We start from the raw sequence: 20,810 nt of genomic DNA, 5'->3' as shown, positions 1-20,810 counted from the left end.
CTTAATAATTTTGGGGGCGATGATTTTATCGCTTGGGGTCAGACAGTTTTCTTGGGAGGTTGAAGAAGAGATGGCGAAAAGTTGATGCCGTAACCTTCACAATAAGTGAATACCCGATTGAATATTTTTTCTTCAAGAGTTTTTAATACCGATATCCTTTCAAAGTCTACCGCATTGGAGTGGCAGCAATTGCAATGGCAGAAAGGTGAGCAAAGTTCACAGTCTTCATGGTCTTGCCCATGGTCGAAATCCAAATGTACTTCTGTACAATCTGAATCATTGATCGGGTCATTGTCAGCACATGGCAAGAAATTCAATGCCAAAATATAAAAGGATAGTATGACCGCTAAAAACTTCACCCGACAAAGATATAGGAATTGGATTGCAACCTTATTGCAAAAAACTATGATGGTTTTAAAACCATAGCCCGGCCCAACTGAATAGAGTTATAAAATGAATTAAGGTTTTAAGTTCTCTAAAATATTAGTCATTGTATAAATCTCATCCAATAAAGGTCTGGTTACACCTTCATTACCTGAGCCAGCGAGCACTGAGGTGATAACCGATTCTCCCAAAATATGTCGCCCCTTGAGTGCTCCATCTTCATCATGATGAATGCCTTCCAATGGATAATCAACAAGATAAGTAGCTAACTTTTTATTGGAGTATGTAGTTTTTAATCCCCAAATAGCATGAAATATAAGGGGCTCACCTCTTTCATTCTCCCCAACATAAAGCATATTATGTCCTTTTTTTCGAAGTATGGTCTGAAACGGAATTGCTTTTGCTTTAATTAGCTGCATTTTTTCTTCGAGACTACCGGTAAGTTCAAATTGCTGCCCGATATCAATTTGGTCCTTCGAATCTCGTGGCAACCAAACTTGATAGGTAGCCATTAAATCTCGAATCATTGAAGAGCAGTCCCGATTCTCTAGATTCCCTCCCCATCCATAGGGCCTACCTATTAAGTTAGAAACCAAAATCTTTAGCTTGTCTTTTTCGAACCGAAAATCAGCTAGGGCAACTTTATCTTTATCAATAGCTGCCTTTAAAATAACCGCATTCTGATTTTCATCTGCATTTGTATAAAATGCCAAAATTTGTTCTCCTTTAGTGCTATTTTCATAAGGCAATACCATTCCCATTTTTGCATTGATAGCATAATTTGAGGATGGGTCGGAGAGATTGACTGCATCTGATTTAGGCATGGCATAATGCCCTGTTTTCCAGGCTGAAATAAAATCATCAGTCACGATTGCCAAATCGTGCAAGGCCACCCAACCTTTGTAGTATGGGCTTACTGCATAGCACCACTGTTTGTCATTGGTTAAGTGAAGTAATTGCAAAGGGGTATTTGCCCATAGATTGGTTTCTTGAAAATAATCAAATGGAAAACCCTCCCCTGCTTTGGAATAGGTATCAAAGCCGGGCCTATTTGATGGAATTCGCCTAAGATTGGTATGGGCAATTACGATTCCTTTTTTTTGAAAATTTGGGAAAGTGCCAAGCTCAACATTTTCTACAATTTCCTCTCGCAATACCCTTTTGTGTGGTTTTTTATTTTCACCATACCATTCATCATCTTCCAAATAGTTTTGTAGATAGGACAAATTCTTTCCAGGGAATGAATCCAAAGAATCCACTACTTGCTCTGGACTTAAGTTCCATGGGAGAAAAAAGTTTTGGAGGTAATTTTCTGTTACCCCATTTGTTATTTTGATAGGATCTTCAGGATAATCCAAGTCTGAAGTCGTGTATAGTTCAACTTCAATTTTAGTGGCTTCTTCAACTCCTTGCTTGCATCCGAAAATGCCCATACAAACAGGGGTCAGCACAAGTAAATACGACCAAATTAGATTTCGCTTATTAACTACCAATTGCATTATTTTTTTTCACCAATTGTGATTTGCGGAATATTTTTTGTTTTCTCATTGATACTTTTAATGTCCGAGTCAATAATTTGATTTAAGGACCTCTGTGCCTCTGCTACTTCACCCCTTAACTGTTGTAACCTTGAAAGTTGTGGCTGAGTAGGCTTGGCCCATGCGCCATTTACTGCTCTCATAACCGAACGAATTTCTTCGCGCAATCGAGGTCGCTGTCTGTAGGTCATTGAAGGTGGTGGCCTTTTTAAAATATCGTCCTGTAAGTCCGAGATTTTTTTCATTGCGCCATCAATAACGCCTGAGATTGCCTCATCAAGGTTTTGATTTGAAGCTAATTTTTCTTTTAAATTGGTTAACTGTGCTTTGTAGGTATTGGTGTTGTTAATCATTACATTGGTTTGGGACAACAATTCCCTTAACTCCAACAATAGCTCAGTTTTTGCCCCATAATCTGCTGCATTTATTTCAATTCTGGGGTCGGCACGAACTTCTATCGGTGTTTCTAAAACCTCTCCATTGACTTTTAATCGAGCTGTGTACGAACCCGGAGCAACCAAAGGGTGCATTTGACCTGAAAAGAACCCTCCGCTTGAACCACCTTTCATCTTGGTGGCAGCATCATGCCCTAAATCCCAAACAATACGATTAACTCCTGATGTTAAGGTAGTATCTTTTAAGGTTCTAATTAGTTTACCTGAGGTATCAAGAATTTCCACTTCCGCGGTTTTTCCATTCCCTTCAGCTAAATAAAAATTGATATTTGCGCCATAATCAGGGTTTTTGGCCTTGTAGTGACGGTCACCAAGGTTTTCAACTCGCCAGAACATATGCCATTGTGTGGCTCTTCTCACTGGAAACAAATGCGTGGATTTTCCCTTGGCCTCACCAATCTCTTGAATAGGACGAATATCATCCAAAACCCATGCTCCCCTACCATGTGTTCCTACAATTAAATCTCTGTCTCTGGCCTGGACTCTTAAATCGCGTACCGAAACATTGGGCAAATTATTATTGATTTTGGTCCACGAGTTTCCTTTGTCCCAGCTAGCAAAAATTCCATGCTCCATACCTGCGTAAAGCACATTAGGATTGATTGGATCTTGCCGCGTTACTTTCACATAATCATCTTGCGGAAGTCCATTTGTGATTTTCGCCCACGTCTTTCCATAATCCGTCGTCATAAAAATATAAGGCCTAAAATCGTCCATTCTATGTTGGTCCACGGTAACAAAAGCAGTGCCCGCATCATGTTCAGAAGCATGGATTTTGGCAACCCAGGCAAATGCTGGTAATCCTTTGATTCTATCATTAAGTTTGGTCCATGTAGCACCCCCATCGCGAGTGAGTTGTACGTTGCCATCATCGGTTCCAACCCAGATAACTCCTTTTTCTACAGGAGATTCATCAATGTAAAGTATGGAACAATGAAACTCAGCAGCCGTATTGTCTTGGTATATTTCACCACCAGAAGTGCGTTGTTTTGATTTGTCGTTGGTGGTTAAATCTGGACTGATTTCTTCCCAAGAATTACCTCGGTCGGTAGACTTGAAAACCACATTTCCACCAAAATAAACAGTATTGGGGTCATGGGGAGATATGGTAATGGGCGAATCCCAATTAAAGCGGTATTTGTGGTCTTCAATAGCATCACCTGCAGACCCAATAATTTTAGGATAAGGATGGATATTACGCACATTACCGTGTCTAGAATCTACATGAAATATGACACCGCCTTGCAAATTCGCATAAACCTCATGTTCACTCCCAGGAATGGGAACAGCAAAATACCCATCGCCATAAGCCAAGCCTTTCCAATGCCGCTTTAATATACCTGCAGAATACAACGAGTTGCTAGGGCCAACCCAGGTGCCATTATCCTGAAGACCACCATAGATATTGTAGGGGTCTTTGTTATCAATAAAAATCTGATAGAACTGCGAAAGCTCAACATTATTAATAATCTCCCAACTATCACCACCGTCATGCGATATCTGATAACCGCCATCGCTTCCATTTAAGATATAATTCGAATTTGTCGGATCTATCCAAAGTGCTTGATGGTCCCCATGTACGGTTCTTGCTATGGTTTCCCAATTATTTCCACCGTCAACAGAACGACTCAAGCGACCTGAAATCGAAAAGAGAATATCCGGATTATTCGGGTCTACTCGAACATCACTATAATAAAAGGGCCTAAAGTTGATATTAGGATCGTCATTGACCATGACCCAGTTATCTCCTCTATCTTCGGAACGAAATGCAGTACCTCCCCCCTGAAATTCGGTCATCAAATAGATGACGTTCGGTTCGCTTTGTGCAATATGGATTCCAGGTCGTGCCATCGGGGTCTTAGGCAATCCGTTCATGATTTTTTCCCACGATTCCCCTCCATCCATGGTACGATATATCGCAGTTTCTCTACCGCCATCATCAAATCGCCAAGGTTTCCTCCGAAATGTCCACATCCCTGCATAGATAATACGCGGATTGCTCATATCCATTGTTATATCTGAACATCCGGTATCCTCGTCTATGTAAAGTATTTTATCCCAAGATTTACCACCATCAGTTGTTTTAAAAACACCCCTTTCAGGATTTGCCCCCCATTCTTTTCCTAAAGCACAAACACAAGCTACATCTGGGTCATTCGGATCAACAACTATTCTTTTTATACGTTCCGTTTTCTTTAGGCCTAAATGCGTCCAATTCTTGCCCGCATCCACAGATCGGTAAACGCCCCAGCCATAGCCGACACTATTTCTGGGATCACCTTCACCTGTTCCTACCCACAACACATTATGGTCCGAAGGAGCTATTGTCAAAGCACCTATGGAATATGCCCGTTGGCCTTCGAATATGGGTTTAAAATTTACTCCCCCATTTGTGGTCTTGAAAATACCGCCATCAGCTCCTGAAACATAAAAAGTACTTGGGTCTCCAGGTATACCGTCAATGTCGGTAACTCGGCCTCCCATGTTGGCCGGACCTATGGCACGCCACTCCATAGATTTGAGTGCTTCGGCGTTGTCGCTGTTTTGGGAAATGGAAAGATTTACAGATAATAGCGCCCACAAGAGCAAGTGCAGTTTGGATGATTTCATAATAGTGATGATTGGTTATTAGCTATTCGTACAAGGTAACACACAAATTAACCAAAATTCACTAATAACAGAAGGGAATTTTTTAAAGATCGGGTTTGGGATAAACTTAAATCAAAACATAAGAAAAGGCCCGGGTTTTTGAACCTAATGATACGAGAAATCCTTATTTTTAAAACAACTATACAACCACACTTTATGAAAGCTCTTTACATACTTCCGCTATTATTTCTTTTTGTGTTCTCGACTGGAGAATTAAATGCCCAACGCAAGAAAAGTAAAACCGCATTAACAGAAAACTATTCTGAAAATTTATACAATTCAATGGAATGGCGCCTTGTTGGTCCTTTTCGCGGAGGTCGTGCCGGTACCGCTACAGGGGTACTCGGAAATCCGAATTTGTATTATATGGGAACTGCTGGTGGTGGTGTTTGGAAGACCGAAGACGCAGGTAATACTTGGAGTTGTATCTCAGATGGGTATTTTGGGGGATCCATTGGAGTAGTTGCGGTTTCGGATTCCGACCCAAACATAATTTATGTTGGTGAAGGTGAACAGACTTTAAGAGGTAATGTTTCTTCAGGAAATGGGCTCTGGAAGAGTATGGATGCAGGCGAAACTTGGGAATTTATTGGCCTTGAGGGTTCCGAACATATTTCGCGAATTCGAATTCATCCAACGAACCCCAACCTGGTTTACGTCGCCGCTATCGGAAACCTATGGAAACCAAATACCACAAGAGGTGTCTTTCGCACAAAAGATGGAGGTGCTTCTTGGGAAAAAATTCTATATGAAAGTGATAAAGCGGGTGCGGGAGACCTCGTTTTAGACCCCAATAACCCACGTATCATGTATGCTGCAACTTGGCAAATGAAGCGTAATGGTTATCGAATGGATAGTGGTGGGCCTGATAGTAAAATGTACAAAAGTACCGATGGTGGTGACACCTGGAGCGATATTTCAATGCATAGTGGACTTCCAGAAGGGCCATGGGGTATTGTTGGAGTTACCGTTTCTCCAGTTGATTCAAACCGGGTTTGGGCCATTATTGAGGCTGATGAAGGTGGTGTGTATCGCTCTGATGATGCTGGTAAGACTTGGAACAGGGTAAATCAAGACCGTGCCCTATTACAGCGTGCATGGTATTATTGTAGAATTTACGCCGATACCCAAAACAAGGAAAAGGTGTACGTGATGAATGTTAGTTATGGCGTTTCCACAGATGGTGGTAAAACATTCAAATTAAAGAATGCCCCCCATGGAGATCATCATGATTTATGGATTGACCCCAATAATAACAATCGTATGGTCATCGCTGACGATGGTGGTGCTCAAGTATCAAATGATGGTGGTGAAAACTGGACAACTTATCACAACCAACCGACTTCTCAGTTCTATCGCGTAACCACAGACAATCATTTTCCCTATCGGATTTACGGAGCACAACAAGATAATTCTTCAATACGAATTGCACATCGCAATGCAAGTTCTAGTATTACAGAGCGCGATTGGGAACCATCTGCCGGTGGGGAAAGCGCCCATTTGGCACCAGATCCACAAAACAATGATATAGTTTATGGTGGTACCTATAAAGGCTATATGATGCGAAAAGACCATGTTACAGGTCAAACACGTTCTGTCAATGTATGGCCGGATAATCCTGCAGGTTCTGGAGCCGAAGTAATGAAATACAGGTTTAACTGGAATTTTCCTGTAAAGTTCAGTATTCATGATGATAATACCTTATATGCAGGCTCCAATTTTCTGCACGCTACAACAAATGGTGGGCAATCTTGGAAAACGATTTCTCCGGATCTTACAAGAGGTTTGCCCGAAACGATTAAGTCTTCTGGCGGACCAATTACCCAAGATAACACGGGTGCAGAGTTTTATTCCAACATTTTTGTGATAAACGAATCACCGACAGAAAAAGGGGTTATTTGGGTTGGTAGCGATGATGGGCTTGTACATGTTTCAAGGGACAATGGCCAAAATTGGGAAAATATTACACCTCCGGCGGGAATGAGTCCAAAATTGAACATGATCAACTGTATTGACCCGAGCCCGTTTAAAAATGGAACGGCTTATGTAGCGGCTACTTCATACAAGTTTGGTGATTATACCCCTTATCTCTACAAAACCACGGATTATGGAAAAACTTGGACGTTGATAACCAAGGGAATTAAAGGTAATCATTATACGAGAGCCATACGGTCTGATAAAACAAGGGAAGGTTTACTTTACGCTGGAACAGAATGGGGCATGTATGTTTCATTTGATGATGGCGCAAGTTGGTCACCATTTCAATTGAATTTGCCAATTACGGCAATACGTGACCTTCATGTGCGTGATAATGATTTGATTGCAGCAACACATGGTCGTAGTTTCTGGATGATTGATGACCTTACGCCCTTGCATCAATTATCCCAAGAAATGGCCAGTTCGAATTTTTATCTTTTTGCTCCTGATAAGGCCTACCGCATGCAGCAAGGAGGCGGCTGGGGTCGAGTCAATACCAAATTGGTGGGTGAAAATCATCCAAATGGTGCAATTATCAATTACTACGTAAAGGATGTGAAAGATTCTGATACCATATCCATCGAGATTTTAGAAATGGATGGTTCTCTTATTCAACGCTTCTCAAATAATGCAAAGGCCAATAAACTTAATCCAAGTGCCGACAAACCCCTGAAAGTCAATTCAGGAGGAAATCGATTGATTTGGAATATGCGTTACCCAGGTTTTAAAGAATTTAAAGGAATGGTGTTTTACTCTTCGCCCAATCGAGGACCTAAAGCTGTACCAGGTGAATATAAAGTGCGTATGAACTACAATGGGCAAACTTCAGAGGAAATTCTGACCATAGTAAAGGATCCTCGTCTGCCCAATTCGCAAGAAGATTACCAAAAACAATTTGACTTTTTGATGGATGTGCGTGATGAAGTAAGTAGGGCCAATACTGCAATTATTGACATAAGAACGGTAAAAAAGGATTTGGACTACCTGAAGGGTAAAAAGACTTTGAAGAAAGAAATGAAGGATATGATTGCTGAGTTCGAAAACAAGTTGGATGTTATTGAAAACAATATCCACATGACCAAAAATCAAAGTCGACAAGACCCCTTGAACTATGGTATTCGAATTAACAACAGGTTGGCTTTTTTAATGGTGGATTCACAACGCGGAGACTATCCTCCTACAGATCAAGCCAAGGAATTTTTTGTAGAAGTCACCAAAGAACTCGATGTAGAAGTTGACGCCTTAAAACAATTAATGAACAACTACGTTTCAAAAATCAATGGAAAAGTATCTGAAAACGGAATGGATATGATTTCAATCGGGGAAGAATAAACTCTAAAATCAACAGACTATAGATACCTTATTAGTTTACCCATTCCTTATCCCATTTTATAGAGGAAATATTTTCTTCCATACCAGAAAATACGGGGCAGTAAGAGGTGTTGAACTAGTCGTGCATACTAACTTTAAAGAACTTTAATCCAAGCAATGAAAACCTCAATATCAACTATTTTTAGTTTTCTTTTTTTAATCCAATTTATTGTCGCCCAAGACCGAATCACAGGTGAAACTTTTGCTACCCGATCAGTTGTATTAGGTCAGAACGGAATGGTGGCTACCAGTCATCCATTAGCCACCCAGATTGGTTTGGACATGCTTAAAAGTGGTGGTAACGCCATTGATGCTGCAATTGCTGCTAATGCTGCCCTAGGACTTATGGAACCAACAGGCTGTGGAATAGGTGGTGATTTGTTCGCCATTGTGTGGGATGGTAGAACAAAAAAGCTTTATGGGCTAAATGCCAGTGGTCGCTCACCTCAAAGCCTAAGCTTAGATTATTTTAAGAAAGAAGGAATGACTAAAATTCCATCACACGGTCCGCTTCCAGTAAGCGTTCCGGGAGCAGTTGATGGATGGTTTGAATTGCATGGAAAATTTGGTTCAAGGCCTATGACAGAGATTTTAGGCCCTGCTATCGATTATGCTGAAAAAGGTTTCCCCCTAACCGAATTGATTGCTTGGTATATACAGCGAACGGTGCCCTTCTTTGAATCAAAAGGATTTCCTAATGTAGAAGACACCTACAAGACCCAGAACGGGGGCAAACTTCCAAATGAGGGGGAAATTTATAAAAACCCTTATCTCGCAAATACCTATAGAAAAATTGCCGAAGGAGGTCGCGACGCCTTTTACAAAGGGGATATTGCCAAAATCGTTGGAAAGTTCATCAAGGAACAAGGGGGCTTTTTATCTGCGAAGGATTTTGCGGCCCATAAGTCAGAATGGGTGGAACCTGTATCCATAAATTACCGAGGTTATGATGTATGGGAATTACCACCTAACGGACAAGGTATTGCAGCACTTCAAATGCTTCAGATTTTAAAAGGCTATGATTTCTCAAAAATCGAATTTGGAAGCGCTGAACACCTTCATTTGTTTACAGAAGCTAAAAAATTGGCTTTTGAGGATCGGGCAAAATACTATGCTGACTTGGACTTCTTTGATGTGCCTGTAGAAGAACTACTATCCGATTCCTATGCCAAAGAAAGAAGGGCAATGATTGGTGAAAAAGCAGGAATGTATAATGCAGGTCAGATATCTGCTGGGGAAACGATTTATATGACCGTGGCTGATAAGGAGGGTACCATGATATCATTGATTCAAAGCAATTATCGTGGTATGGGCTCAGGTATGGCACCTCCAAAATTAGGCTTCATGCTACAAGACCGAGGAGAACTGTTTAGTTTAAAACCTGGACAAGCAAATACATTCGAACCGGGTAAACGACCCTTTCATACGATTATTCCAGCCTTTATTACCAAAGATGGAAAGCCATTTATGAGTTTTGGCGTAATGGGGGGCGATTTTCAACCGATGGGCCATACCCAAATAGTAATGAACCTAATAGACTTCGGCATGAATATCCAAGAAGCAGGTGACGCTCCCAGATGGGATCATACTGGCGGAGCTAGTCCTATGGGTAGACTTACTGAAGATACAGGGCTTATCAGAACAGAATCAGGAATCCCCTACTCCACAATTCGAGGACTAATGGATAAAGGTCATCGCATGGGAACTGCTCGTGGTATTTATGGCGGTTATCAAGCCATTTTATGGGATGCTGAAAACAAGGTCTATCACGGGGCTTCGGAAAGTCGCAAAGACGGGCAGGCTGCTGGTTTTTAATCTTTGCGAGTATACTTATACTCTCTGAAAGACAAATCCTTTCCATATCTAAAGTAAACTGGAAAATTTTCGTTGAAAATTTCACAAATGCAACTAAGTTGCATTTATTTGATTTATTCTATTTTTGATTGAGAATTGATTCTTTTAATCAACAGTTAAAATCGAGCAAAAATGGAATTAGAGAAAAAGTTGCCCGTGACCGTTTTGAGTGGTTTTCTTGGTGCAGGAAAAACAACCTTATTGAACCACGTACTTCACAACAAAGAAGGCCTTAAAGTAGCGGTTATTGTAAACGACATGAGTGAAGTGAATGTTGATGCTGCCTTAGTTCAAAGTGAAAATACGCTTTCTCGCACAGAAGAAAAATTGGTCGAAATGAGCAATGGTTGTATTTGTTGCACACTACGCGAAGATTTAATGATAGAAGTTGAGCGATTGGCAAAAGAAAATAGGTTCGATTACTTGCTAATTGAAAGTACAGGGATAAGTGAGCCGGTTCCTGTGGCTCAAACATTTTCATTTGTTGATGAAGAAAATAATATCGACTTATCCCGATTTAGCTATGTAGATACCATGGTTACTGTAGTAGATGCCTTTAATTTCTCTAAGGATTTTGGTAGTCCTGAAACCCTTATGGACCGAGATTTAACAGATATGGAAGGAGATTATCGGACCATTGTCAATCTACTAACGGACCAAATTGAATTTGCAAATGTCATAGTTTTAAACAAGACCGATTTGGTTTCAAAAGACTCACTAAAAATGTTACGGGCTATTATTGAAAAACTGAATCCCACGGCCCAAATAGTGGAATCTGAATTCAGCAAGGTAAATCCAAAACGAATACTTAATACAGGATTGTTCGATTATGAGGAAGCTGAACAAAGTGCTGGTTGGATTGAAGAATTGAAAAAAGATGAACACACCCCTGAAACTGAAGAATATGGAATTAGTTCTTTTGTCTACAGAAGTAAAAAACCCTTTGATGCCGAGCGCTTTTGGGAATATGTCCAACAGAAATTTCCCTCAACAATAATCCGTAGCAAAGGACTATTTTGGCTCACTTCTCGACCGGAACAGGCCTTAATCTGGGGGCAAGCCGGAGGTTCATTACGTGCAGACAGCGCTGGAGTTTGGTGGTCAAGTATGCCTTTTCAAAAAAGGGCGCAATTTCTATCCTTTTTAGAAAATCAAGAGCATATAGAAAAAGATTGGGATTCCACCTTTGGTGACCGTAAAAATGAAATTGTTTTTATAGGACAGGACATGGATGAATTGACCATTCGAAAACATCTAGATGCTTGTCTGGCGACCGATAATGAAATTGAATCGGCAGTTTGGAAAAACGGCTACCTTGATGAATGGCCCGTAGAGCGAGCATATGCCATGGAATAAACTTTAGAAGTTTTATCTAAATGAAAAGAACACACTTTTTAAAAAACCTAACTGGATTAGGTCTCCTATCCGCTATTGGCTGCAGGTTGACTAACGAGAATACTGAAGAAGTTTCCGGACAAGAGAAATCAAATTTTAGCAAAACTGAAAGAGCAATTGACCAACTTCGTGAAGAGCTTTTAGCAGCCTGGTACCAATCCGAAAAAATGACCCTGACCAATGTTGAACAAATGCCTGAAGCGTATTTTACATTTAAATACACAGAAGAGGCAATGACCTTTTCGGAACAATGGCGGCATTGTGTAATCTATACTTGTGGCCAATTGGCTGGAAGGGCTGAAATTAAAAATCCATACGAAAACGTAAAGCTTCCAGTTCAAATGCCTAAAAAGGACATCATCAAAGAATTGAAGAACATGTACAACCATGTACGAAAATCAATTTCGGAATTACCTGAAGAAAAATTGAACGCTGATTGCGAATTTGCTGGGGAAACTATACCGGTTTGGCGTCTGTTCTACGCGATGGAAAATCACATCATTCACCATCGGGGACAATGTGTTGTCTATTTGCGATTGAAAGGAGTAACCCCAAAAGGCTACTATGGTTGGTAATTACTGAGTTGATAAAATAGAATTTGGTTAATCGATTAATATTGATATTTCACAAATTAGCGTATCATTGCGTCCATCACTGGTCGATGTATCAAATTATTAATGGAAAAATCAAAAGCAAAAAATCTACCTTTTCTTAATCGAATCCCTCACGCCATAACCATGCTATTCAACATTATAGTTTTGGTTTCCATTCTAACCTATATACTTCCGGCGGGCGCTTATGAAAGGGTTTTGGTGAATGGCCGTAATACCGTTGTTCCAAATTCTTACGAAATTATCCCGAGTACACCCATTGGAATTTTAGACATGTTCAAAGCCATACCATTGGGTTTTAAAGCTGCTGTAGAAATTATATTCATTGTTCTGGCCGGTGGCATCATGTTTGGTTTTATGGAAAAATCAAAAGCCGTAGAAAATGCTGTTGGAACCTTGATTAAAAATCTTGGATTAGAGCGTAAAAATTTAATCATCGTACTAATGACCTTTATCTATGGGCTATTGGGAGTCGCTGTTGGTTATGAAAACAACATTGCAATGGTACCAATAGCGGCAGTTCTATCTCTCGCTCTAGGTGGTGATTTAATTCTCGCTGCAGGTATATCTGTTGGTGCCATGACCATTGGGTTTGGGCTCTCCCCTATTAATCCGTACACAGTTGGAACAGGCCACAAATTAGCTGAATTGCAAATGTTTTCAGGGGCTTGGCTGCGCAGTATTTTGTGTTTTCTAGGTTTGTGCGCCATGGCCTTCTATAATGTTCGTTATTTTAAGAGGATAAGCGATAATCCTGACAAGAGCTTAGCAAAAGGATTGGATACCAAAAATTTAACCCTTTCAAAATCGATTGATGCCTATTCGTTAACGCCAAAAAACTGGTTGGTCATCGGAATTTTCGTACTGGGTTTATTGGCGATTTTGTATGGGGTTTTCAACTTAAATTGGCATATCAACGAACTTTCTGCCGTTTTCTTGATAATTGCCTTGCTATGTGGTTTAGCTTCTAGAATGAGTGCCACAACTATGAGTGAAACTGTACTTAACGCGGTTGCATTAGCTGCACCGGGTGCGTTTATGGTAGGTTTTGCAACAACTATTAAAGTCTTGATGGAAATGGGCAATATTGGCGATACCATATCGTATCAACTCTCCAGTATTTTGGAGGGTATGCCCTTGTATGCGTCCGCAATTTGTATGTCTATTTCACAAAGTGTGATAAACTTTTTTATCCCTTCTGGTAGTGGCCAAGCATTGGCAACTTTACCAGTAATGCTCCCATTAGGGGAATCTTTAGGTCTAACAAGGCAAATCACCATATTGGCCTTTCAAATTGGTGATGGTCTCTCAAATCTTGTGAATCCAACCCTTGGGGGACTTATTGCCATGCTGAGTATGTGTCGTGTACCTATTGACCGATGGATTCGATTTATTTTTCCAGTATTACTACTACTATTGATTTTGGCCTTTATGGCATTAATTGTAGCGGTAGCAACTAATTATAGTTAACTAAATATGAACGTTGAGGAATTACTCTCTAAACTCGTTTCTTTTCCCGTATTAGGTGGGGAAAGCAATCTAAGCATCCTAAATTGGATAAAAGAATACCTTGAATCATATAATGTTCAGGTAAACCTGGTTCCAAATACCGAAGGGAACAAAGCTTCGCTACACTGTCGAATTGGCCCTGAAGTTGATGGCGGTGTAATTCTATCAGGACATATGGACGTAGTTCCTGTTGAAGGACAAGAATGGACAACCGATCCTTTTGTTTTGACCGATAAAGGTGATGGAAAATTATATGGTCGTGGCTCTTGCGATATGAAGGGGTTTTTAGCATGTTGTTTGGCTGCATTACCAGAAATGGTGCAGGCAGACTTAAAAAAACCCATTTATTTCGCATTCTCTTACGATGAAGAAATTGGTTGTTTGGCCGCACCAGAATTAGCCGAGCACATCAATACGTTTTACAAGGAAACACCCAAATATGCCATTATTGGGGAACCTTCGCTAATGCAACCTACGGTTGGTCAAAAGGGAATTTACATTATGGAAACTTTTGTAAATGGCTCTGCTGGGCACAGTAGTCGTATCAAACAAGAAGTCAGCGCCATACATGAAGCTGCGAGACTAATTCTTTGGTTGGAAAAAAAGATGGACGATTTGATTGCGGCCAATAGATTGGATGAACGTTTTACACCGCCACATTCCAGTATTCATATCGGCTTGGTTAAAGGAGGGATTGCACCTAATGTAATCGCAGATAAAGCACAATTTCATTGGGATTTACGAACAATACCAAAAGACGATTTAAATGGTATTGTTGAAGAGTTTATGGCATATTGTCGTGAAAGGGAATCCGAATTGCGAAAAACTTTTCCTGGCTTTCAAATCAAAAATGTAGAGCACCATCCTCCAGTGCCTCCTTTGGATACAAAAGCTGATGATGATGTTGTTGCTTTGGTCAAACGTATTTCTGCGAATGAAGAATTGGATGCCGTTTCCTATGCGGCAGAAGCCGGTCAATTTGCAAACGAAGGATTCCAATCGGTAATATGTGGTCCTGGATCCATTGCCCAAGCACATCGTGCAGATGAATTCATTGCCAAAGAACAACTTGCCAAAGGAGTATTGATGCTCAATAGACTGATCAATGAACTAACAAGCGAACAATTTTCGTAGCGGTCAAAACATCTAATGTTGTATATTTAGAAGAACACAATAGCTAATTCAAATACCATGAAAAACCAATCAAAAAATTTATCTGTCCTATTCGTTTTATTCCTTGTAATTATAGGATGTAAAGAAGCACCGAAATCCAATACCGACGAAGCAGAAACTGAAGAACAACTAGTCGCTCGAGCAATGGAAATACATAAAAAGGTGCTTACCGTCGATACACACGCCGATACACCTTTACGAATGATTGAACCTGGTTTTGACATGGCCGAACGCCATGATCCAAAAGAAACGGGCTCTAAGGTGGATTACCCGAGAATGAAAGAAGGTGATTTGGATGCTATTTTCTTTGCTGCCTTCGTAGCTCAAGACATTCGTGATGATGATGGGAATACAAGGGCAAAAGCTTTGTGCTTACAGATGATAGACTCAGTAATAGCATCAACCGAACGAAATTCAGATATCGTTGGGCTTGCTTTGGACCCTAATGATGCTTACGAACTTGAAAAAGCAGGTAAAAGAGCTATTTACATTGGCATTGAGAATGGGTATCCAATTGGAAGTGACCTTAGTAATGTTGAGGAGTATTACAACAAAGGAGTGCGCTACATTACTCTAGTGCATTCTTCGAACAATGATTTAGCAGATTCGGCCACAGACGATAACGGCACGGAACATGGTGGAATTAGCGAATTTGGGTCTAAAGTAGTTGGCGAAATGAACCGATTGGGCATTATGGTTGATGTTTCGCATGGCAACGACAGTGTTTTCTACGATGCTATTAAAATGTCTAAAGCACCTATCATTGCAAGTCATTCCAATGCGCGTTCGGTAACTGACCACAAACGGAATATGACGGACGAAATGCTGAAATTAATGGCGGATAATGGTGGCGTTGTTCAACTGACCATGTTGGCTGACTATTTACGTACTGCTCCACCCAATGCTGCTCGAGATTCTGCTATGGCCGCAATTCGCGCAAGTATGACAAAACCTATCTCCGAATTGACAGATGAAGAACGGGCCGAACTTCGAAAATCATTTAATGAACTTAACGAGAAGTTTCCGAATCCACCGGCGACTGTGGAACACGTGGTTGACCACATAGACCATATCGTTAAAGTTGCAGGAATTGACCATGTGGGCATTGGCTGTGATTTTGATGGAGGTGGAGGAATTGAAGGGGTTTTCGATGCCAGTGAGGTCATGAACATTACAATTGAATTAGTTCGACGCGGATACACTGAAGAGCAAATTGAAAAGATTTGGGGTGGAAACTTAATCCGTGTGTTTAAGGATGTTCAAAAAACTGCGGAAGAAATTCAGGCTGAACCTTAATCGGCGACTCAAATATAGTGGTGCGATTTTTCCCTTTTGTTTTGTTATTGTGTGGGTTGTTTTCCTATTCACACCCGCTCCGACTATCGCTCTGCGAGGTCGATTATCTACCTAAAAAACAATTGATTACGGTTAATTTAAAGTTGTTTTTGACAGATGTAAATGAAGCTATTGTTTTTGACCCCTACAGCAAGGAATTGGCTTTTTGTCAACCCAACGAATCTAACAATGCCAATCAATTGCTCATGCAATACGTTAATCGATTTTTTTATGTAAAAGCCAATAATAAAAAAGCTTCCTTAAAAATTAAAAGTAAAAAGCTAAGTGGTGAAGGTGAAAATACAGCGCTATGGGTATACTTTGAATTGGAACAAAAAACTCCTCTAAAGTCGATAGAAATAAAAAATGCAGTTTTTACAGACCTATTTTTTGATCAAAACAACATTGTATATGTACATGCGAAGGGAAAATCAAAGAGTCTTATGTTCACAAAAAAGACACCGGTTCATCAGTTAAATTATTAGTGCCTTATAGCAGTTAAACTAGCTAATTCAGAATTTGAATCATTTTTTGTCGTGGTTAGGCAAAAAATCTAAGCATAGCCTTAGCTACGATTACATTTTTTAACGAAGCCATGGCGAAAAAGAAAGAAATTTAATGTGTTATTTTAACTTTTATATGGCATAACATGAACCAGTTTGAATTTTATCTGAAACTTGGTTTTGAGCATATAGCGGATATTGCGGCATACGATCATATTCTTTTTTTGGTTGCCCTTTGTGCTGTTTATCGCCTAGAGGAATGGAAAAAGATTCTAATTCTCGTTACCGCCTTTACCATTGGGCACAGTGTTACCTTGGTCTTGGTGTCACTTGAACTATTTTCGATTCCATCAAACATTATTAAGTTCCTTATCCCACTCACAATTTTCCTAACCGCAATACACAATGTAATTGGTAAAGAAATTGAAAGCAACGGCCTAAAAATGAAACGGAATTATGTGATGGCATTATTCTTTGGGATGATTCATGGTATGGACTTTTCAAACTATTTTAAAGCGCTTATTATGGACCCTTCAGATATTGTTGTACCACTTTTAGGTTTCAATGTAGGCATTGAATTAGGTCAGTTGTTGATTGTTCTTTTTATTGTTGGTGTAGCCTTTCTTTTCTTGAATTTTCTAAAAGTGAAACACCGCGAATGGAACCTTTTTATTTCAGGAGCGGCTGCGGGAATGTCATTAATTTCAATGTTGGAAAACAGTTTTTGGTAGCCTACGAATTCTAACAGTTTGAGCAGGTACCTTTAATAATTGTTTGCACAGATGACATTTTGAATCCTTTAGGAACATCAATCTCATCGGACTTGATTTCATCAATACAATAAACGGTCTCGCATTGCTCGCACAAAAAATGGGCATGCCCTTCAAGATGGCTTTTCATCTTACCGTAAGCGTATTTGGTAATTCCACTTTGGTCTTTAATATGGTGAATTATACCAGCTTTTTCAAAGGCAGACAGATTCCGATATATTGTTGATTTATCAACGTCATTCCCTAATTTTCCTTTAATATCAAGATATGCAAGGGCATGATCAGCTTCTAAAAGGCAGTTCAAAAGGGCAATACGAAGTTTTGTCCTCTTTAATCCAAATTCTTGAAGTTTATTTTGAATAGCCGACTGATTCATTATTAATTGCTTATTTAAAGGCCGAATCCCTCTGCGTTTTCAATTCGATAATAACAACGCGTTGGATCGTCACGATTTAAGCGAAGAATACCGGTGACGGTAATCAAGTCGTCCATCATAAAGTTGTAGTCTTTTGCAAACGAGATTTCGGAAATCGTTTCAGGACCTTCATTTCCACAAAAAAAACAACTTGCCATTGGACTTTTTGAAAGAATAAAAACTTCTTGGCTACCATCCAAAACAAGCAAATATCCTGTTAGCGTAATTTCCTTGCCTTTTAAATGGGTTAATTCGTTGGAAAAATCCGCTTCTAAAAAACCTGGGTAAACCAATTCTGATGTACTTTCTTTCCAAGAAATGCCATATTGCAGATCAGACCAGGTTACTGTAGTTTGTGCATAAAACCCAGTCAGTGAAAAAAAGATAAAAAGAGAGAATAGAATTCTCATGTTAATTTATCAATTTACCCGTTGCATTCTTCAAAATATAATTGCACCTATCAACATTATCCCCATTCAATTGAAGCGTACCGGTCACCTTAACCACTTGGTCGGTAATAAATGGAGGAATTTCATTAAAAACTACCTCTATAATACTTTCCGGACCCGCAGCCCCACAGAAAAAACAAGAAGCCATAGGGTTGGAAGACAATAACAATACTTCTCCAGTACCCGAAATGTCCAAAAAGTATCCTGTTATGCTTACTTCCTTGCCATGGTAACCCATAATCTTTTGCCCAAATGTTGGCATTAAAAAATGGGTGTCATATTCTTGATTGTATTGCGCTTCAAAATTTACGTCTGCAAAGTCGGCCCAAGTCAATTCAACTTGTGAAAGGGCAACTTGAAAAGAAAAAATGGAGATTAAAAAGAAAAGAATTTTATGCATCAGCTAACGTCTTAGATATGTTCAACTTAAATATTGATGTTGAAGCCAAAATTACTGCTATAATAGAAATCAACAAAGTGGCTCCAAGTAATAGGAGTTCAGCAAAAGTTGGGCCATTTATTTGCAAAACGTACCCATAACCTGACTCGACATATTTAGAGGCTAAAACTAAGGCAAGCCGGCCAAATAACCATCCCAATAAAAAGCCAAAAATTGCTAAAAATACCCCTTCCAACAAAACCAAGGTTAAAAGTTTGGCAGTTCCCAATCCATAGGTGCGCAATAAGGCCAATTCTTGTCGTCTTTCCCGAATTGTCTTCAAAAGGCTTATAAAAATACTTAGACCGGAAACCAATAATATAGCCAAGGCAATACCATTTATGGTCTTAGCACCAGACCCCAATAATCCCATCAATCTTTGAATTTCGAAACCAGGTAGGGCTGCCTGCATATTTGTATTTTCATTTATGAATCGGGGCATTTGCACTAGGGCTAATGGACTTTTAAATTTTATAAGAAGGGAGGTAATCTCCAAATTTTCAGCATGGTTATGCTCATGTTCTTCGCCTTCATGGTCGTGATTTTCAGCCGCATGATCATGGTCATCATGTTCGTGGTCATCGTGGTCATGATCTTCATGATTATGCTCTTCACCTGAATGGTCATGCTCATCATGGTCATGGTCCTCATGATTGTGATCTTCACCTTCATCTTCATGGGAATGGTCGTGTGCGGCCCATACACTTTCTAAATTACTTACCAATAATTGGTCAGTAACTGTTCCAGTTGGTTTCAAAATGCCCACAATGGTGAAAGGTTTATCTTCATGTGCCTCTACAGCCGTGGCCGCCAATCCATGGGAACTGACAATTTTATCCCCAATCTTAAGTCCTAAATTATTGGCTACTGCACTACCAGCTACAATTTCAAAAGTGTTTTCATAAAGTTTGCCACTTGCAATCTCAGCGTCATATTGCTCAAAATATTCAAGCTCCGTACCTAAGATTCGATAACCTTTATAATTATCACCATAAGAAACCGGTATAGCCGAACCAACAAATGGATGTTTCATAATTTTCTCTGCCTCATCCAATTTAATATTACCTGTTGGGGTATCTATATGTAAAACAGAGGAAAGGACTAGCTGAAGTGGACTTCCCTTTGCCCCAACTACCATATCAATTGGTGCAATATTCTTATCCATCTGCTCATTCATCTGCGCCGTAAGCTGCAAAATGAAGGTCACCAAAGAAACGCTTAGCACAAGGAGCAATAAACTAAGTATTAAATTCAGTGGTTTTGAGATTAAATTTCGAAATGCCAGATACAGAATACTCATAAAACAATTTGATTAGGAAAATGTTCGGTTACCCTATGGTCGTGCGTAATGATGACCAAACTACTGTTGCACAGTTCAGCCTCATCTTTTAAGAGCTGTAAGACCTGTGCGCAGTTTTTATCATCTAGGTTGGAGGTGGGTTCATCTGCAAAAACCACTTTTGGCTGGTGAACAAGGCCAATTGCTATAGCCAATCGCTGTTGCTGTCCTTGACTTAATTGACCGACTTTTTTTTGCAAATGGTCTGAAAGCCCTAACCGTTGTGCAATAGCCCGCCTTCGTTCCGTATCTTTTAACTGCTTTGGAAAGTGCTGTCGTAATTTCAAATTTTCTTCAACATTCAATGATTTTACAAAGTGGTATTGTTGAAATATTAGACCAATTTGTGAACCCCTAAACCTGTCCAATTCCTTTCGGCTTAAAGATGATATCTCAGTATCATCAATTGTTATAAGACCACTGGATGGCGGCAAAATTCCAGAAAGAAGATGTAGTAATGTCGTTTTACCAACTCCTGAAGGTCCTAAAATCAGTAAATGCTCTTTTGGTTTTAAACTGATATCAGGAAAATCAAAAGTGCTGCTATCGTTATAAGCAAACTGTAGTCCTTGTGTTTTTACCATTTCAACAATTTGAACAAAATTAAGAAGAAATAAAGATGCAACTTAGTTGCATTTGAAATT

At 39.8% G+C, this 20,810-nt stretch carries 17 protein-coding genes; 9 read left to right on the top strand and 8 right to left on the bottom strand.

From position 1 onward, the window contains the following. Window positions 1–38: 38 nt before the first annotated feature. The 3 genes from HCU67_RS16795 to HCU67_RS09575 all read right to left on the bottom strand — a co-directional run bounded on the left by HCU67_RS16795 (window position 39) and on the right by HCU67_RS09575 (window position 4,987). On the bottom strand, window positions 39–359 hold the full coding sequence (locus HCU67_RS16795) for a DUF6660 family protein (protein WP_428047030.1): 321 nt from the start codon (window positions 357–359) through the stop codon (window positions 39–41). Window positions 360–458: 99 nt separating this feature from the next. After that, a complete protein-coding gene (locus HCU67_RS09580; RefSeq protein WP_168552408.1) occupies window positions 459–1,883 on the bottom strand; it encodes an SH3 domain-containing C40 family peptidase in 1,425 nt (474 codons plus the stop codon). After that, window positions 1,883–4,987 carry a VPS10 domain-containing protein gene (locus HCU67_RS09575; RefSeq protein ID WP_168552407.1) on the bottom strand — a complete coding sequence of 1,035 codons (3,105 nt, stop codon included), beginning with the start codon at window positions 4,985–4,987 and terminating at the stop codon, window positions 1,883–1,885. The genes HCU67_RS09580 and HCU67_RS09575 overlap by 1 nt, the downstream gene beginning before the upstream one ends. A gap of 195 nt (window positions 4,988–5,182) precedes the next feature. On the opposite strand from HCU67_RS09575, the gene HCU67_RS09570 reads away from it, so the two are divergent. From HCU67_RS09570 to HCU67_RS09530, 9 genes are all read left to right on the top strand, one after another. After that, window positions 5,183–8,335, top strand: a complete 3,153-nt coding sequence (locus tag HCU67_RS09570) for a VPS10 domain-containing protein (RefSeq protein WP_168552406.1) — start codon at window positions 5,183–5,185, stop codon at window positions 8,333–8,335. Window positions 8,336–8,491: 156 nt separating this feature from the next. Next, window positions 8,492–10,189, top strand: a complete 1,698-nt coding sequence (gene ggt / locus HCU67_RS09565; RefSeq protein ID WP_168552405.1) for a gamma-glutamyltransferase — start codon at window positions 8,492–8,494, stop codon at window positions 10,187–10,189. 171 nt (window positions 10,190–10,360) lie between these two features. Next, complete coding sequence (locus tag HCU67_RS09560) at window positions 10,361–11,584, top strand: GTP-binding protein (protein WP_168552404.1); 1,224 nt, start codon at window positions 10,361–10,363, stop codon at window positions 11,582–11,584. Window positions 11,585–11,604: 20 nt separating this feature from the next. Next, window positions 11,605–12,198, top strand: coding sequence for a DinB family protein (locus HCU67_RS09555; protein WP_168552403.1), 594 nt, complete (start codon window positions 11,605–11,607; stop codon window positions 12,196–12,198). Between the two features lie 102 nt (window positions 12,199–12,300). After that, window positions 12,301–13,704: a YfcC family protein gene (locus tag HCU67_RS09550; RefSeq protein ID WP_168552402.1), complete on the top strand. Its 1,404-nt coding sequence runs from the start codon at window positions 12,301–12,303 to the stop codon at window positions 13,702–13,704. Window positions 13,705–13,710: 6 nt separating this feature from the next. Next, on the top strand, window positions 13,711–14,877 hold the full coding sequence (gene argE, locus HCU67_RS09545) for an acetylornithine deacetylase (RefSeq protein ID WP_168552401.1): 1,167 nt from the start codon (window positions 13,711–13,713) through the stop codon (window positions 14,875–14,877). 57 nt (window positions 14,878–14,934) lie between these two features. Beyond that, window positions 14,935–16,212, top strand: a complete 1,278-nt coding sequence (locus HCU67_RS09540; protein ID WP_168552400.1) for a dipeptidase — start codon at window positions 14,935–14,937, stop codon at window positions 16,210–16,212. A 17-nt stretch (window positions 16,213–16,229) separates the two neighbouring features. Next, window positions 16,230–16,736 (top strand): DUF6702 family protein, encoded by a 507-nt coding sequence (locus HCU67_RS09535; protein ID WP_168552399.1) that lies wholly within the window; start codon window positions 16,230–16,232, stop codon window positions 16,734–16,736. A 164-nt stretch (window positions 16,737–16,900) separates the two neighbouring features. Next, entirely contained in the window at window positions 16,901–17,485 is a 585-nt protein-coding gene (locus HCU67_RS09530) for a HupE/UreJ family protein (RefSeq protein ID WP_168552398.1), read from the top strand. A gap of 10 nt (window positions 17,486–17,495) precedes the next feature. Here HCU67_RS09530 and HCU67_RS09525 read toward each other — a convergent pair whose 3' ends face one another. The 5 genes from HCU67_RS09525 to HCU67_RS09505 are packed head-to-tail and all read right to left on the bottom strand — an operon-like array spanning window position 17,496 to window position 20,750. After that, window positions 17,496–17,900 carry a Fur family transcriptional regulator gene (locus HCU67_RS09525; protein ID WP_168552397.1) on the bottom strand — a complete coding sequence of 135 codons (405 nt, stop codon included), beginning with the start codon at window positions 17,898–17,900 and terminating at the stop codon, window positions 17,496–17,498. A gap of 14 nt (window positions 17,901–17,914) precedes the next feature. Then, window positions 17,915–18,349, bottom strand: coding sequence for a hypothetical protein (locus HCU67_RS09520; RefSeq protein ID WP_168552396.1), 435 nt, complete (start codon window positions 18,347–18,349; stop codon window positions 17,915–17,917). Window position 18,350: 1 nt separating this feature from the next. Further along, window positions 18,351–18,788 (bottom strand): hypothetical protein, encoded by a 438-nt coding sequence (locus HCU67_RS09515; protein WP_168552395.1) that lies wholly within the window; start codon window positions 18,786–18,788, stop codon window positions 18,351–18,353. Further along, window positions 18,781–20,127 carry an ABC transporter permease gene (locus HCU67_RS09510; RefSeq protein ID WP_168552394.1) on the bottom strand — a complete coding sequence of 449 codons (1,347 nt, stop codon included), beginning with the start codon at window positions 20,125–20,127 and terminating at the stop codon, window positions 18,781–18,783. The genes HCU67_RS09515 and HCU67_RS09510 overlap by 8 nt, the downstream gene beginning before the upstream one ends. Beyond that, window positions 20,124–20,750: an ABC transporter ATP-binding protein gene (locus HCU67_RS09505; RefSeq protein ID WP_168552393.1), complete on the bottom strand. Its 627-nt coding sequence runs from the start codon at window positions 20,748–20,750 to the stop codon at window positions 20,124–20,126. Before HCU67_RS09505 ends, HCU67_RS09510 begins: the two co-directional genes overlap by 4 nt. Window positions 20,751–20,810 lie beyond the last annotated feature (60 nt).

Source organism: Croceivirga thetidis (genome assembly GCF_012272815.1).
GTDB classification, from domain to species: domain Bacteria; phylum Bacteroidota; class Bacteroidia; order Flavobacteriales; family Flavobacteriaceae; genus Croceivirga; species Croceivirga thetidis.
The sequence above is the reverse complement of the archived record's forward strand: the minus strand, read 5'-3'. Positions and strand labels throughout refer to the sequence as shown.

What these genes read in the sequence shown, in the direction of transcription:
- HCU67_RS09580 (WP_168552408.1), bottom strand. Translation starts at nt 1,883, where the DNA reads ATGCAATTGGTAGTTAATAAGCGAAATCTAATTTGGTCGTATTTACTT.
- HCU67_RS09575 (WP_168552407.1), bottom strand. Translation starts at nt 4,987, where the DNA reads ATGAAATCATCCAAACTGCACTTGCTCTTGTGGGCGCTATTATCTGTA.
- HCU67_RS09570 (WP_168552406.1), top strand. Translation starts at nt 5,183, where the DNA reads ATGAAAGCTCTTTACATACTTCCGCTATTATTTCTTTTTGTGTTCTCG.
- ggt (WP_168552405.1), top strand. Translation starts at nt 8,492, where the DNA reads ATGAAAACCTCAATATCAACTATTTTTAGTTTTCTTTTTTTAATCCAA.
- HCU67_RS09560 (WP_168552404.1), top strand. Translation starts at nt 10,361, where the DNA reads ATGGAATTAGAGAAAAAGTTGCCCGTGACCGTTTTGAGTGGTTTTCTT.
- HCU67_RS09555 (WP_168552403.1), top strand. Translation starts at nt 11,605, where the DNA reads ATGAAAAGAACACACTTTTTAAAAAACCTAACTGGATTAGGTCTCCTA.
- HCU67_RS09550 (WP_168552402.1), top strand. Translation starts at nt 12,301, where the DNA reads ATGGAAAAATCAAAAGCAAAAAATCTACCTTTTCTTAATCGAATCCCT.
- argE (WP_168552401.1), top strand. Translation starts at nt 13,711, where the DNA reads ATGAACGTTGAGGAATTACTCTCTAAACTCGTTTCTTTTCCCGTATTA.
- HCU67_RS09540 (WP_168552400.1), top strand. Translation starts at nt 14,935, where the DNA reads ATGAAAAACCAATCAAAAAATTTATCTGTCCTATTCGTTTTATTCCTT.
- HCU67_RS09530 (WP_168552398.1), top strand. Translation starts at nt 16,901, where the DNA reads ATGAACCAGTTTGAATTTTATCTGAAACTTGGTTTTGAGCATATAGCG.
- HCU67_RS09525 (WP_168552397.1), bottom strand. Translation starts at nt 17,900, where the DNA reads ATGAATCAGTCGGCTATTCAAAATAAACTTCAAGAATTTGGATTAAAG.
- HCU67_RS09520 (WP_168552396.1), bottom strand. Translation starts at nt 18,349, where the DNA reads ATGAGAATTCTATTCTCTCTTTTTATCTTTTTTTCACTGACTGGGTTT.
- HCU67_RS09515 (WP_168552395.1), bottom strand. Translation starts at nt 18,788, where the DNA reads ATGCATAAAATTCTTTTCTTTTTAATCTCCATTTTTTCTTTTCAAGTT.
- HCU67_RS09510 (WP_168552394.1), bottom strand. Translation starts at nt 20,127, where the DNA reads ATGAGTATTCTGTATCTGGCATTTCGAAATTTAATCTCAAAACCACTG.
- HCU67_RS09505 (WP_168552393.1), bottom strand. Translation starts at nt 20,750, where the DNA reads ATGGTAAAAACACAAGGACTACAGTTTGCTTATAACGATAGCAGCACT.